This window comes from Vibrio sp. 2096, from assembly GCF_033339595.1.
Classification (GTDB): Bacteria; Pseudomonadota; Gammaproteobacteria; order Enterobacterales; family Vibrionaceae; genus Vibrio; species Vibrio alginolyticus.
The window spans coordinates 98,467-113,135 of the sequence record NZ_JAWOUX010000008.1 but is presented as its reverse complement, the minus strand read 5'-3'; the positions used below and the strand labels follow the sequence as shown (position 1 = coordinate 113,135).

The window sequence follows — 14,669 nt, the reverse complement described above, 5'->3', positions numbered from 1 at the left end:
AATTAGTTAAGAGTGATATATCTGAGCAAAAAATAAGCTCATGATAATTAAAAATAATAATCATTCTTGGGTGTTTACTTTTAACTATGAAAACGGAGATTCATATGTCAGAGACGACTCAGGGCCCGACTCACTTTCGCTTGATGTCTAAGTTGAAGGCGATAGGGCCTTACCTGCGCGAACCACAATCGCAAGAAGGGCGCTATTATTTTGATTGTTTATCTGTATGTGTAGACGACAAAAAATCGCCTGAGAAGCGTGAATTTTGGGGCTGGTGGATGGATTTGGAATCCATCGAGGGAGGCTTTACTGCTAAATATCATATTGGCAAGTACAACAAAGAAGGGCAATGGGTATCTGAAGCCCTTCCCAAAAAAGTGGTAGAGGAAGTGTATCTCACGCAGAGCACATTCCATCAAAAGCTGGTTGATACTTTAGAAGAACACTTCAAATTAGAAGTCGAATATCACACGGAGTCTTTCGATTTCGCTTAATTTGGTTGTTTTCATTTAATACCAAACAAAAAGGTGCGAAAACGCACCTTTTCTCTTGTTAATTCCCTATTTGATTGTTAAAACATCCTCTCTTTATTTGTTTTTCACTTCAGAAGACATCATGACAACGAATCAACAAAATGCAGTTGTTTCACAACCACAAACTGTCGTTGTGAAACTGGGTACAAGTGTGCTGACAGGCGGCACTTTGGCACTCGACCGTGCACACATGGTTGAGTTAGCACGCCAGTGTGCTGAGCTTAAAAAACAAGGCCATTCAATCGTAATGGTTTCGTCTGGTGCGATTGCAGCAGGCCGTGAGCATCTTGGTTACCCCGCATTGCCCAACGAGATGGCGAGTAAGCAGTTACTTGCCGCGGTGGGGCAGAGTCGCTTGATTCAAACATGGGAGTCTTTGTTTGGTATTTATGGTATCAAGATCGGCCAAATGCTACTAACCCGTGCCGATTTAGAAGATCGTGAGCGATTCCTTAACGCGCGTGACACTATTAATGCGCTCGTTGCGAACGATATTGTTCCTATCGTAAACGAAAATGATGCCGTTGCGACTAGCGAGATTAAAGTTGGCGATAACGACAACCTTTCCGCTTTGGTAGGCATTTTATGTGGTGCAGATAAGCTCTTGCTTTTAACGGACCAAAAAGGTCTGTTTACTGCTGACCCTCGTAAAGATCCGAACGCAGAGCTTATCAAGGAAGTAAAAACCATCGACGATACGCTGCGTAAAATCGCAGGTGGAAGCGGTACAACATTGGGTACTGGTGGTATGGCAACGAAGCTGCAAGCCGCAGACATCGCTCGCCGCGCAGGTATCGAGGTTATTATTGCTGCTGGTAGTGCGCCGAATGTTATCTTTGACTCTTTAAGTGCTGAACCTCAGGGCACGCGCTTCCTACCTTGCGCTGAAGCCTTAGAGAACCGTAAACGCTGGATTCTAGCGGGACCTGCGGCATCGGGCGACATCGTTATTGATGATGGTGCAGTCAATGCTGTGGTCGGCAAGGGCAGTAGCCTACTTGCTAAAGGGGTCATCAAAGTTAGTGGTGACTTCGCACGAGGCGAAGTGGCGCGTGTAACAAACGCTCACGGTAAGTTGGTGGCTCGTGGCATCAGCGCCTACTCAAGTGATGACCTAACTAAAATTACGGGTAAGCACAGTAAAGATATCATCTCTATTTTGGGTCATGATTATGGCTCTGAGGTGATTCACCGCGATGATTTGGTCGTCATTCAGGAATAGAATTAGAGGGAAGCAAAGTGGATTTAACGAATATGGGTAAAGCTGCTAAAGATGCAGCTTTCGAATTAGCGACAGCGTCAACTGCGCAAAAAAACCAAGCATTAGCCATCATTGCTGATGAGCTAGAAGCAAACTCTGCTGCTATTTTGGCGGCAAACGCTAAAGACATCGAACTTGGCCGTGAAGCGGGTTTAACCGATGCGCTGCTCGATCGCCTTTTGCTTAATGAAGAACGATTGACTGCAATTGCGAATGATGTTCGCAACGTCATTAGCTTGAACGATCCTGTAGGCAGCGAAATAGACAGTAAGGTACTGGAAAATGGGATGTCACTGTCTCGTCGTCGCGTGCCGCTTGGTGTCGTGGGCGTAATTTATGAAGCGCGTCCAAACGTAACCATTGATATCGCAGCGTTGTGCTTGAAAACCGGCAACGCAAGCATTTTACGTGGTGGCAAAGAGACCTTTTTCTCGAATATGGAATTAGTGAAGGTTATTCAGTCTGCGCTCGCAAAGGCGAACCTTCCAGCCGCTTCTGTGCAGTACATTGAAAAACCAGATCGTGAGCTTGTTTCTCAATTGCTTAAGTTGGACGATTACGTCGACATGATCATTCCACGCGGTGGTGCTGGCCTACACAAAATGTGTAAAGAAAACAGCACGATTCCGGTGATTATTGGTGGCTTTGGTATCAGCCATATCTTTGTCGACGAATCCGCTGATCTAGAGAAATCCCTGAATGTGGTTGAGAACTCTAAAGTTCAACGTCCATCTGCGTGTAACTCATTAGATACGCTGCTCGTGCATGAAAAAATTGCAGCGCAATTCCTACCAATGATCGTAGAGCGCATGAACGATAAAGTGACCTTCGTGACAGAGCCTAAGGCAAAAGCACTGATGCCTCAAGCAACACAAATTCGCGATGCTGTTGAAGGTGACTTTGATACGGAATGGTTGAGCTACACTCTTGGTGTAAAAGTTGTGTCTGATGTGAAAGATGCCATTGATCATATGCGTGTCCATAACGCGAGCCACTCAGATGCGATCATGACCAATAGCTTGGAAAACTCAGAGCTGTTCATCAATTCTGTCGGTTCGGCGGCGGTTTATGTGAATGCTTCAACGCGCTTTACAGACGGTGCGCAATTTGGCCTTGGCGCAGAAGTCGCAGTATCTACGCAAAAGCTACATGCACGCGGTCCGATGGGCTTAGAAGAGCTAACTAGCTACAAGTGGGTTGGTAAAGCGAACTACTTAGCACGCAGTTAACACATTCGACGAGATCTTGAGTGAAAAAGGGGCCTTTGCGCCCCTTTTTGTTTTGTCTAACATACCAATTCCGCTACACTACATGAGCTTTTATTTCGGTTTGAAAGCGTTATACCCAAATAGCTTTAATAGAGTCCGTATAACCATGAACGCGTGGTTATCCGTGATTGCTCATGAGGTTATTTTGGTATAGATATGGAGGTGATATGCATTGTCCTTTTTGTTCCGAGAACGATACCAAAGTTATTGATTCCCGCTTAGTGGCTGATGGCCATCAAGTTCGACGTCGCCGTCAGTGCTTGGCGTGTAGCGAGCGTTTCACTACGTTTGAAAGCGCAGAGTTAGTGATGCCTAAAGTGATCAAATCGAATGGCAACCGTGAACCATTTGATGAAGATAAAATGGTTGGCGGTATTCAACGCGCTTTAGAGAAACGCCCAGTGAGTGCCGATTCTATAGAGTTAGCGATCAGTATGATCAAATCACAACTGCGTGCGACGGGTGAGCGAGAGGTTCCGAGTGAAATGATTGGTAATTTAGTCATGGACCAGCTCAAAGAGCTCGATAAGGTGGCTTACATTCGTTTCGCTTCCGTTTACCGCAGCTTTGAAGATATTCGCGAGTTTGGCGAAGAGATTGCCCGCCTAGAAGACTGAGTAGCTCATGACTCAACACACTCTTGAAAGAGCGTTTTCTGATTTAGATTTCGCCATGATGTCACGAGCTATTAAGTTAGCGAAACGTGGCATTTATACCACCGCCCCTAATCCAAATGTAGGGTGTGTCATCGTTCGTGATGAAGAAATTGTCGGTGAAGGTTATCACCATCGTGCTGGTGAGCCGCATGCCGAGGTGCACGCGATGCGCATGGCGGGTGAAAAAGCAGTTGGTGCAACCGCTTATGTGACGCTAGAACCTTGCTCTCATTACGGCCGTACACCGCCATGTGCCGAAGGGCTGATTAAAGCCAAAGTGGCACGTGTGGTTTGCGCCATGGTAGACCCAAACCCGAAAGTTGCAGGTCGCGGCATCCAGATGTTACGTGATGCCGGAATTGAAGTACAAATCGGCTTGTTAGAGCAAGATGCCCTTGCCCTTAACCCTGGTTTTATAAAGTACATGCGTACAGGCATGCCGTTTGTTCAATTAAAAATGGCAGCCAGTTTGGATGGGCAAAGCGCACTCAGTAATGGTCAGAGCCAATGGATCACCTCCCCAGCGGCCCGCCAAGATGTGCAGCGTTATCGAGCGATAAGTGGTGGCATTCTTTCTACTAGCAAAACGGTGATTGATGATAATGCATCACTCAATGTGCGCTGGGATGACTTACCTAATAGTGTTCAAGCGCAGTATTTACAAGAAGAGCTTCGTCAACCAGTACGTGTAATCTTAGACCGTCAGAACCATTTAACTGATGCGCTCAAGCTGTTCCATACCGATGGAGAACGAGTTATTGTTCGCTCTGATGGAGACTGTATCCCTCTATTGGACAGCGCTGACCAAATTGACTTATCAACGACATTAAAACGTATCTCGGATGAGCACCACATCAATCACTTATGGGTTGAAGCTGGAGCTACGCTAGCGAGTGCGATGATAAAGGCTAATCTTGTAGATGAGCTCATTGTTTACCTTGCGCCAAAACTCATGGGCAGCGATGGTCGGGGGCTTATCGGTGATTTAGGGTTAAGCGCTATGGCTGACGTCATTGATTTAAACATTACAGACGTTCGTATGGTCGGGGTAGACATTCGCATCACCGCCACCATCAAACGTAATGAACTTAGATAAGAAATAGTATGTTTACAGGAATAGTAGAAGCAGTTGGCAAGTTAGCTGCGATTACGCCGAAGGGCGAAGATATCACCGTCACGGTTGAAACTGGTACGCTTGATATGTCAGACGTTAAGTTAGGCGATAGCATTGCGACCAATGGTGTTTGCTTAACGGTAGTTGACTTCGGAAGCCACTATTACAGTGCTGATCTGTCATTAGAAACCTTGAAGAAAACTGGGTTTGCTGAATACCAAGTAGGCGATAAGGTGAATCTAGAAAAAGCCATGTTGCCAACAACGCGATTGGGTGGACATATCGTTTCTGGCCATGTCGATGGGGTTGGTGAAATTGTCGAACGCAATTCAGTTGGCCGTGCGATAGAGTTTTGGGTTGCAATGCCTGCGGAAATTAGCAAGTACGTTGCAGAGAAAGGCTCGATTACTGTTGATGGTATTAGCCTAACCGTCAACGACTTACGTAAAAATGCTTTTAAGCTGACGATCGTTCCTCATACGAGTGAAGAAACTACGATTGACCAGTTTCAAGTGGGGCGCAAAGTCAACTTAGAAGTTGATGTACTTGCGCGTTATATGGAGCGTTTACTGCAAGGACAACAAGAAGATAAGGCCGAGTCTCGTATCACGATGGACTTTTTACAGCAAAACGGTTTTGCATAAGTCTTGGGAGTGGCTGCGTGAGGCATGCGATAAAGAGCAGACTCACAGAACACCGCGAGATTCATTGACTTGCTTAATGCAAAGCTCAAACTATTGACCTAACTAGCATTCACTGCAACGTAATTTTTCATTGCTGTCGCAATAACAAATTTAGAATAACGGGATAACAGACTATGCCAATCAGTACGCCACAAGAAATTATTGATGATATTCGCGCAGGCAAAATGGTCATCCTAATGGATGATGAAGACCGCGAGAATGAAGGTGACTTGATCATGGCTGCCGAGCATATTACGCCGGAAGCCATCAACTTTATGGCAACCTATGGCCGTGGCCTGATTTGTTTAACCATGACCAAAGATCGTTGCGAAAGTCTAGGTCTGCCACCAATGGTGCAAGACAATAATGCGCAATACACCACCAACTTTACTGTTTCGATTGAGGCAGCAGAAGGGGTAACGACTGGTATTTCAGCCGCAGATCGCGCACGTACCGTTCAAGCAGCAGTCGCGCCAAACGCTAAAGCTGCGGATTTGGTGCAGCCTGGTCACATCTTCCCTCTCGCAGCTCAAGACGGCGGTGTACTGACTCGCGCAGGTCACACTGAAGCTGGCTGTGATTTGGCTCGTCTTGCTGGTTTAGAGCCAGCATCGGTGATTGTTGAGATCTTAAATGACGACGGCACGATGGCTCGTCGCCCAGATCTAGAGATCTTTGCAGAGAAGCACGGTATTAAATTGGGCACTATTGCCGACCTAATTGAGTACCGCAATAACACTGAGACAACGATTGAACGTGTGGCAGAGTGCAAGTTACCGACAGAGTTTGGCGAGTTCACGTTAGTCACGTACAAAGACACCATTGATAACCAAGTGCACTACGCAATGTGCAAGGGCGATTTGAAAGAAAAAGCGCCACTGGTTCGCGTTCATCTTCAAGACGTTTTTACCGACTTACTACGTAGCGATCGTAATGCAGAACGCAGCTGGACACTAGATAAGGCAATGAAACGCATTGGTGAAGAGGGCGGTGTACTGGTTGTTCTTGGCCATGAAGAATCGCCCGATCTACTTATTCATCGCGTGAAGATGTTCGAAGCGCAAGACAAAGGTGAAGCACCAACGCTTGCTAAAAAACAAGGCACGTCTCGCCGTGTTGGCGTTGGTTCACAGATTCTTGCGGATCTCGGTGTACATGATATGCGTCTTCTGTCATCGACCAACAAAAAGTACCACGCGTTAGGTGGTTTTGGTCTGAACGTTGTTGAGTACGTCTGCGAGTAACAACCGAACAATAAGTTCCTAGTCTTTGACGTGCTTAACTCGTCAATGGCTAGGAGCCAGTGATTTGCCTCCAATTTCCATTAGATATTGCTCACAAATTTGTGCTAGAATCCGGCGATTCTCACTTGATGAACATATTTCACTTATAAATAGAGTTAAAGGAAAGCTTATGAAAGTGATCGAGGGTGGCTTCCCAGCGCCAAATGCAAAAATTGCTATCGTTATTTCTCGTTTCAACAGTTTTATTAACGAAAGCCTACTTTCTGGTGCGATCGATACACTAAAGCGTCACGGACAAGTAAGCGAAGACAACATCACGGTTGTGCGTTGTCCAGGTGCCGTAGAACTACCTCTAGTAGCTCAGCGTGTTGCTAAAACTGGCAAATTCGACGCTATTGTTTCTCTAGGGTCTGTTATTCGCGGTGGAACGCCTCACTTTGACTATGTTTGTAGTGAAATGAACAAAGGTCTAGCACAAGTGTCTATGGAATTCAGCATTCCAGTAGCATTTGGTGTTTTGACTGTTGATACGATCGATCAAGCGATTGAACGCGCAGGAACCAAGGCTGGTAATAAAGGTGCAGAGGCTGCACTAAGCGCACTTGAAATGATTAATGTACTATCTGAAATTGATTCCTAATGGGGGCCAGTGTGAAACCAGCCGCACGTCGTAACGCACGTCAATTCGCTCTACAGGCGATCTACTCATGGCAAATTACTAAAGAGAATGTTGCCAAGATTGAAGAACAGTTTTTGTCTGGCGACAAATACGATGAAGAAGAACTTCATGCATCTGAGCCAGCGCTTGCTGCTCCAGAGACAGACGTAGCTTACTTCCGTGAACTATTAAGCGGTGTTGTACTTAGCCACGCTGAGCTAGATAGCAAAATTCGTCCATACATCTCTCGTCCTATGCAGGATTTAGATATGATGGAACTTGCTCTTCTTCGCCTTGCTATGTACGAGATGACTCGTCGCGAAGATGTTCCTTACAAAGTTGTTATCAATGAAGCGATTGAACTTGCAAAAGTTTTCGCAGCAGAAGATAGCCACAAGTTTGTGAATGGTGTACTTGATAAAGCAGCACCTCACATTCGTAAGAAATAACGATTTCTTCAATGAAAAGGTCAGCACATGCTGACCTTTTTTGTATCAAAAGCTTTTACATCAAAAAGTAAGTGAATTATGTCTGGTGAATTTAATCTGATAGACAAATACTTCGTCGGTCGTCAGAGCCAACGTAAAGATGTCCATCTAGCCGCTGGTGATGATTGCGCTTTGGTCAAAGCGCCAGCTAATGTTCAGATTGCGATTAGCACGGATACATTGGTAGCTGGAACGCATTTCTTAGCCGACGCGAACCCAGCATGGGTCGCACACAAAGCATTGGCTTCTAACATCAGTGATTTGGCGGCGATGGGCGCAACGCCTGCGTGGGTGAGCTTTGCATTAACGATGCCTGAGCCAGATGAAGAATGGCTTGCACCTTTCTGTGATGCATTTTTCGAACTGGCTGATTACTATGGTATTCAGTTAATAGGCGGTGATACCACCAAAGGCCCATTGTGTCTGACACTGACGGTGCAAGGTTTTGTACCTGAAGACAAAGCGCTCACGCGATCCGGCGCCAAGCCTGGGGATTGGGTATACGTAACGGGAAACCTTGGCGATGCAAAAGCTGGCTTGGATGTGATTCTAGATGACTCTCTGCGCAGTAGAGCCGGCGCGGAAGCACTAGAGCGAGCTCATTACCTTAGTTCTCCGCGTGTGCTTGCTGGACAAGCTCTTGTTGGCTTAGCCTCTTCGGCGATAGATATTTCAGATGGTTTAATCTCTGATATTAAGCACATTTTACAGCGATCTCAGGTTGGAGTGAGTATTGATGTCTCTCAGCTACCGATCTCTTCAGAATTAGTCCAGTTTTTAGATGATAAGATCAGCGCGCAGCAGTATGCTTTAGCAAGTGGCGAAGAATACGAGTTGTGTTTTACCGTGCCGGAGCAAAATCGAGGCTCGTTACAAAGCGCTTTATCTCATACTGGCTGTAAGGTCACATGTATTGGTCAAATCCGACCAAATGGAACCTTCGAGCTGCATGATAACAATCAACCACTTGATTGGGACTTAAGTGGCTTCGACCACTTTAAATGATCTGAGCTAAGCTCTAGCCAAGAGCCTGTTACTATTGAGCAACTCACAGGCATGACGATTGAAACCAAACTAGCAGTATAGGTTTAAGGATATGACCAACCCTCTTTCTCTGATTTCATTAAAGAACCCGTGGCATCTATTGGCGACGGGTTTTGGCAGTGGATTATCCCCGTTTATCCCTGGAACAATGGGCACACTGGCGGCCGTGCCTTTCTTTTTGTTGTTGGCACAATTACCATTTACGGCGTATGTCATTGTTGTTCTGATTTCGTGTGTGATCGGCATTCAAATATGCCAAGTGACGTCTGCAGACATGAAGGTGCATGATCATGGTTCAATCGTATGGGATGAGTTTGCAGGCTTTTGGATTACGATGAGCATTGTACCTGCACTGAATATTCCACTCACTGAATGGAAGTGGTTGATCACTGGCTTCATCTTATTTCGTTTTTTCGATATGGTAAAACCTTGGCCAATTGGGTGGCTAGATAAGCGAGTTCACGGTGGGCTGGGTATTATGGTTGATGATATCGTGGCGGGAGTTATGGCCGGTGTTGCCCTGTTTCTAGTCGCAAAATATGCGGGCTGGATGAACTAAACACTGAACGTAAAAAAGGGATGCTATGAACATCCCTTTTTACATTCTATTTTGCTAAATAATCCAAGATGGATTTTTCAATTCCTTTTGCATCGAGACCAAGCTCTTCATGCAGTTCATCTTGTGTTCCCTGATGAATAAACTCATCTGGTAAACCTAGGTTCAACACAGGTTTAATGATTTTATCTTTCATCATGAACTCAACGACACCAGCGCCAGCACCACCCGCGATAACATTTTCTTCTAACGTCACGAGCACGTCATGATCTGCGGCTAGTTGACGAATCAATGCCTCATCGAGCGGCTTCACAAAGCGCATATCAGCAACAGTGGCGTTAAGGTATTCTGCCGCTTCTAGCGCGTTGCCCAAGAAAGTACCAAAGTTCAGAATAGCAACTTTTTCACCTTGGCGAACCATGCGCCCTTTACCGATTTCTAACGCCGTAAACTCAGTTTCGATTTCTACGCCCATGCCGCTACCACGAGGGTATCGAACCGCACTCGGGCCAGAATGCTTATGGCCAGTGTAAAGCATTTGTCGGCACTCGTTTTCGTCGCTTGGCGCCATGATCACCATGTTCGGAATACAGCGCATAAAGCTCAAATCGAACGCACCTTGGTGAGTTTGACCATCTGCGCCAACGAGACCTGCGCGGTCGATCGCAAACATCACTGGTAAGTCCATGATCGCGATGTCGTGGATCAATTGGTCATAACCACGTTGCAAGAAAGTCGAATAGATAGCAACGATTGGATGATCGCCCGCAATTGCCATGCCTGTTGCCAGTGTCACCGCGTGCTGCTCAGCAATCGCCACATCAAAGTATTGGTCTGGGTACTCTTTTGAGAAACGCACCATACCTGATCCTTCGCGCATTGCTGGCGTAATTGCCATTAGCTTAGGATCTTGGGCCGCCATGTCACATAAAAAGTCACCAAAGATCTTTGAGTAAGTTGGCTTACCGCCACTGCTTTTCGGTAGACAGTTATGCGTTGGATCGAATTTAGGAACACCATGGTAGCCGATAGGATCTTTCTCGGCAGGCTCATAACCTTTGCCTTTCTTGGTCATGATGTGTAAGAACTGAGGACCTTTGAGCTCACGCATGTTTTTTAGCGTTTTGACGAGTTCATTGACGTCGTGCCCATCAATCGGGCCAATGTAATTAAAGCCGAATTCTTCGAATAGAGTACCAGGCACTACCATGCCTTTTAGGTGCTCTTCCGTACGGCGAACCAACTCTTTAATAGGTGGAACACCAGACAGCACTTTCTTGCCGCCTTCACGGATAGAAGTGTATAAGCTACCAGAAAGTACCTTTGCAAGGTGGTTATTCAGGGCGCCGACGTTTTCTGAAATCGACATTTCGTTGTCGTTCAAAATCACCAACATATCAGGATGAACGTCGCCAGCGTGGTTCATGGCTTCGAATGCCATGCCTGCTGTAATTGCGCCATCGCCAATCACACTGACAATTTTACGGCCTTTGCCTTCTTTTTGTGCGCTGATGGCCAAGCCAAGACCTGCACTGATAGATGTCGAAGAGTGACCGACAGACAACGTGTCATATTCACTTTCTTCACGCCAGGGGAAAGGGTGTAGACCATCCTTTTGGCGAATTGTTGGCATTTTATCGCGACGTCCGGTGAGGATTTTGTGCGGGTAAGCCTGATGACCAACATCCCAAATCAATTTGTCGATAGGGGTGTTGTAAACATAATGCAGAGCGACAGTTAGCTCTACGGTGCCTAAGCCAGACGCTAAGTGTCCGCTAGATTGGCTCACTGAATTTAGCAGATACGTTCGCAGTTCATCACACAGATTTGGTAATGTTTCTTTCGGAAGAAGACGTAATTCTTCCGGTGTATTTGCTAACGCCAGTGTTGGGTACTTTGAAATATCAAGAGTCATATAAATGCGCGCTTATAGTGTTAATTTTTGCGCTCGATGACATATCGGGCGAACTCTTCGAGTAACTGAGTATTGTATGGGATAGCTTCCAATGCTTGAAGTGCTTCCTGTAACAGAGTGTGAGCTTTCTCTATGGCTCCCTCTAAACCCAGCAGGGAAGGATAAGTGCTCTTATTCAGACCTTGGTCGGAACCTTGAGGCTTACCCAGTGTTTCTGTGTCACTGATGATATCAAGAATATCGTCTTGAACCTGAAACGCCAAACCAATTGCTTTTGAGTAGCGCTCCAATTGAGGTAGAACCTCGATACCTTTCTCACCAGCAGCTAATGCACCTAATTTTACCGCACAATCAATCAGAGCTCCGGTTTTTTTACGGTGTATCTCTTCCATTTCTTCAAGAGAAACTTGGCGATTTTCCGCGCCTAAATCTAAGGCTTGCCCTACACACATGCCGCTGGCACCAGAGGAATGCGCTAAGGCTTTGATCATGCTGATGCGTTGAGCTTCAGCCGCCGGGCTTAATTGACCATCAGCAATAATAGTGAAGGCAAGAGTTTGTAGTGCGTCACCTGTCAGTATTGCGGTTGCTTCATCAAACTTAATATGACAAGTTGGTTGACCTCGACGCAGTTCATCATCGTCCATGGCTGGCAGATCATCATGAATGAGTGAGTAGGCATGTATACATTCGATAGCAGCGGCGGGGGTGTCTAAGTCTTCAGGTTTACAGCCGAGCATTTGACCTGTGATGTAAACAAGAAAAGGGCGAACGCGTTTTCCACCTAGCAAAAGGCCGTATTTCATTGCTTGAATCAATGGCTGCTCTTGATATGGAAGCTGATCGAGCCACAAATTCAATTGCTGATTGTTTCTTTGTTGAAAAGACGTCAATGTCTGTTGCATCACATTGCTCACTACTGATTGTTATTCTGAATCTGGTTTGAAGTCACTCAGTGGTGCTTCATCATCTTTATTAAGAAGAATGCTCACGCGCTGTTCGGCGTCGCTTAATTTAGTTTGGCCTGCACGAGCTAAGGCAATGCCTCGTTCAAACTTACGCAGGGCATCATCTAGAGCAAGATCGCCATTTTCTAATTGATCAACCAAGCTATCAAGCTCTTCAATGGTTGCTTCAAAGGTCATGTTTTCTGGTTTCTTGACCGCCATCTTTTTTCTGCCTTAATCAAGCCTCGGGTAAGATGCACGAAAGTTACCTTAGCCTAGTAACTTGGTCAAATTTAACCTTATATAATTGTCACAAAATTAGCGTTCAACGAGTCTAAGCGGTGAAACCCCATATTTTGGTTGAGGTTGTTAGGTGTAATTTGTGATCCATTAGCTAAGATTTTTCTAAAAATTCTGCGCGAGTTGTCGATACAGGTAATAATCCGCCCAATGGCAGTATTTGAGTATAGCGTGAGGAGTGCTTTGTGGATTTAGCAACCCTATTAGGTTTGATTGGTGGTTTTGCATTCGTCATTATGGCGATGGTGCTTGGTGGCAGCATCGGCATGTTTGTCGATGTCACGTCGATCCTTATTGTCGTTGGTGGCTCAATATTCGTCGTGTTGATGAAGTTCACAATGGGACAGTTTTTTGGTGCGACAAAGATTGCAGGCAAAGCTTTCATGTTTAAAGCGGATGAACCCGAAGACCTGATCGCAAAAATTGTGGAAATGGCCGATGCGGCGCGTAAAGGTGGTTTTCTTGCTCTTGAAGAGATGGAAATAAACAACACATTCATGCAGAAAGGCATTGATCTACTGGTTGATGGCCATGATGCCGACGTTGTGAGAGCGGCACTCAAAAAAGACATCGCGCTTACGGATGAACGACATACGCAAGGTACTGGCGTATTTCGCGCCTTTGGCGACGTTGCTCCTGCGATGGGAATGATTGGCACCTTGGTTGGTCTTGTTGCGATGCTTTCAAACATGGATGACCCTAAAGCGATTGGACCAGCAATGGCCGTTGCACTCTTGACCACATTGTATGGCGCGATCCTGTCCAATATGGTGTTTTTCCCTATTGCGGATAAGCTTTCTCTTCGCCGTGACCAAGAAACGCTAAATCGCCGTTTGATCATGGATGGCGTATTAGCGATTCAAGATGGCCAAAACCCGCGAGTGATCGATAGTTACTTGAAGAACTACCTCAATGAAGGTAAACGTGCCCTTGAGATTGACGAGTAACTTGGAGAGTCGTGATGGATGATGAAGATAACAAATGCGATTGTCCGCCACCTGGCCTCCCGTTATGGATGGGGACATTCGCAGATTTGATGTCGCTACTGATGTGTTTCTTTGTTCTTCTGCTCTCGTTTTCTGAGATGGATGTACTGAAGTTCAAACAAATTGCAGGATCAATGAAATTTGCCTTCGGTGTGCAAAATCAGCTTGAAGTGAAAGACATTCCCAAAGGTACTAGCATTATTGCCCAAGAGTTTCGACCGGGTCGGCCGGAACCAACTCCGATTGATGTCATCATGCAGCAAACCATGGACATCACTCAGCAGACGCTCGAATTTCATGAAGGGGAGTCTGATCGAGCTGGTGGCACAAAACGTGATGAAGGCAAGTTAACGGGTGGGCAATCGCCAGAAACGTCAACTCAAAACAATGATTCTGCCGAAGCGGACATGCAACAACAGCAATCTAAAGAGATGTCGCAAGAGATGGAAACCTTGATGGAAAGCATCAAGAAAGCCTTAGAGCGAGAGATTGAACAAGGCGCCATTGAAGTTGAAAACCTCGGTCAGCAGATTGTTATACGTATGCGTGAAAAAGGTGCATTCCCAGAAGGTTCGGCCTTCTTGCAGCCTAAGTTTCGTCCTTTAGTTCGTCAGATTGCAGAGCTAGTAAAAGACGTGCCAGGCATTGTGCGAGTATCTGGCCATACAGACAATCGACCGCTAGACTCGGAACTTTATCGTTCTAACTGGGATCTCTCTTCTCAGCGTGCAGTATCAGTCGCGCAAGAGATGGAGAAAGTGAGAGGCTTCTCTCATCAACGTTTAAGAGTACGAGGCATGGCGGATACGGAACCCTTGTTACCGAATGATTCTGATGAAAATCGCGCGCTTAACCGACGGGTTGAAATCAGCATTATGCAAGGCGAGCCTCTCTACAGTGAAGAAGTGCCGGTAATTCAATAACTAGGCTTTAGTTTTAAGTCAGTAAAGAGATAAGAAAGCGAGCAGATTGCTCGCTTTTTTTGTTTTTCCAATCCGCTTGGGTGTATAATCTTG

At 45.9% G+C, this 14,669-nt stretch carries 16 protein-coding genes; 13 read left to right on the top strand and 3 right to left on the bottom strand.

Going from position 1 to position 14,669, the window contains the following annotated elements:
* Positions 1-104: 104 nt before the first annotated feature.
* The 11 genes from crl to pgpA all read left to right on the top strand — a co-directional run bounded on the left by crl (position 105) and on the right by pgpA (position 9,508).
* Positions 105-494, top strand: coding sequence for a sigma factor-binding protein Crl (gene crl / locus R7Q41_RS16030; RefSeq protein ID WP_005381584.1), 390 nt, complete (start codon positions 105-107; stop codon positions 492-494).
* A gap of 121 nt (positions 495-615) precedes the next feature.
* Positions 616-1,755: a glutamate 5-kinase gene (gene proB, locus R7Q41_RS16025; protein WP_005383771.1), complete on the top strand. Its 1,140-nt coding sequence runs from the start codon at positions 616-618 to the stop codon at positions 1,753-1,755.
* Positions 1,756-1,772: 17 nt separating this feature from the next.
* On the top strand, positions 1,773-3,023 hold the full coding sequence (locus R7Q41_RS16020; protein WP_017635685.1) for a glutamate-5-semialdehyde dehydrogenase: 1,251 nt from the start codon (positions 1,773-1,775) through the stop codon (positions 3,021-3,023).
* Between the two features lie 206 nt (positions 3,024-3,229).
* A complete protein-coding gene (nrdR, locus tag R7Q41_RS16015; RefSeq protein WP_005381578.1) occupies positions 3,230-3,679 on the top strand; it encodes a transcriptional regulator NrdR in 450 nt (149 codons plus the stop codon).
* A gap of 7 nt (positions 3,680-3,686) precedes the next feature.
* On the top strand, positions 3,687-4,814 hold the full coding sequence (gene ribD, locus R7Q41_RS16010; RefSeq protein WP_318144577.1) for a bifunctional diaminohydroxyphosphoribosylaminopyrimidine deaminase/5-amino-6-(5-phosphoribosylamino)uracil reductase RibD: 1,128 nt from the start codon (positions 3,687-3,689) through the stop codon (positions 4,812-4,814).
* A gap of 8 nt (positions 4,815-4,822) precedes the next feature.
* The gene (locus tag R7Q41_RS16005) at positions 4,823-5,476 is read left to right on the top strand and encodes a riboflavin synthase (protein ID WP_005381574.1); all 654 of its coding nucleotides are present in this window, start codon (positions 4,823-4,825) and stop codon (positions 5,474-5,476) included.
* A gap of 173 nt (positions 5,477-5,649) precedes the next feature.
* Complete coding sequence (ribBA, locus tag R7Q41_RS16000) at positions 5,650-6,759, top strand: bifunctional 3,4-dihydroxy-2-butanone-4-phosphate synthase/GTP cyclohydrolase II (protein ID WP_318109056.1); 1,110 nt, start codon at positions 5,650-5,652, stop codon at positions 6,757-6,759.
* Between the two features lie 169 nt (positions 6,760-6,928).
* Positions 6,929-7,399 (top strand): 6,7-dimethyl-8-ribityllumazine synthase, encoded by a 471-nt coding sequence (gene ribE / locus R7Q41_RS15995; protein WP_005381572.1) that lies wholly within the window; start codon positions 6,929-6,931, stop codon positions 7,397-7,399.
* Complete coding sequence (nusB, locus tag R7Q41_RS15990) at positions 7,399-7,866, top strand: transcription antitermination factor NusB (RefSeq protein ID WP_005381571.1); 468 nt, start codon at positions 7,399-7,401, stop codon at positions 7,864-7,866. Before ribE ends, nusB begins: the two co-directional genes overlap by 1 nt.
* Positions 7,867-7,944: 78 nt before the next feature.
* Positions 7,945-8,910, top strand: coding sequence for a thiamine-phosphate kinase (thiL, locus tag R7Q41_RS15985; RefSeq protein WP_005381570.1), 966 nt, complete (start codon positions 7,945-7,947; stop codon positions 8,908-8,910).
* Positions 8,911-9,001: 91 nt separating this feature from the next.
* Complete coding sequence (pgpA, locus tag R7Q41_RS15980; protein ID WP_031780838.1) at positions 9,002-9,508, top strand: phosphatidylglycerophosphatase A; 507 nt, start codon at positions 9,002-9,004, stop codon at positions 9,506-9,508.
* A gap of 46 nt (positions 9,509-9,554) precedes the next feature.
* On the opposite strand, the gene dxs is transcribed toward pgpA, so the two are convergent.
* The 3 genes from dxs to xseB are packed head-to-tail and all read right to left on the bottom strand — an operon-like array spanning position 9,555 to position 12,589.
* The gene (gene dxs, locus R7Q41_RS15975) at positions 9,555-11,420 is read right to left on the bottom strand and encodes a 1-deoxy-D-xylulose-5-phosphate synthase (RefSeq protein ID WP_206958413.1); all 1,866 of its coding nucleotides are present in this window, start codon (positions 11,418-11,420) and stop codon (positions 9,555-9,557) included.
* A 20-nt stretch (positions 11,421-11,440) separates the two neighbouring features.
* On the bottom strand, positions 11,441-12,325 hold the full coding sequence (gene ispA / locus R7Q41_RS15970) for a (2E,6E)-farnesyl diphosphate synthase (protein ID WP_017635683.1): 885 nt from the start codon (positions 12,323-12,325) through the stop codon (positions 11,441-11,443).
* A 21-nt stretch (positions 12,326-12,346) separates the two neighbouring features.
* Positions 12,347-12,589, bottom strand: coding sequence for an exodeoxyribonuclease VII small subunit (xseB, locus tag R7Q41_RS15965; RefSeq protein WP_318144576.1), 243 nt, complete (start codon positions 12,587-12,589; stop codon positions 12,347-12,349).
* Positions 12,590-12,852: 263 nt separating this feature from the next.
* On the opposite strand from xseB, the gene pomA reads away from it, so the two are divergent.
* Both pomA and R7Q41_RS15955 read left to right on the top strand, forming a co-directional pair.
* Entirely contained in the window at positions 12,853-13,614 is a 762-nt protein-coding gene (pomA, locus tag R7Q41_RS15960; RefSeq protein WP_005381564.1) for a flagellar motor protein PomA, read from the top strand.
* Between the two features lie 14 nt (positions 13,615-13,628).
* The gene (locus R7Q41_RS15955; protein WP_318144575.1) at positions 13,629-14,576 is read left to right on the top strand and encodes a flagellar motor protein MotB; all 948 of its coding nucleotides are present in this window, start codon (positions 13,629-13,631) and stop codon (positions 14,574-14,576) included.
* Positions 14,577-14,669 lie beyond the last annotated feature (93 nt).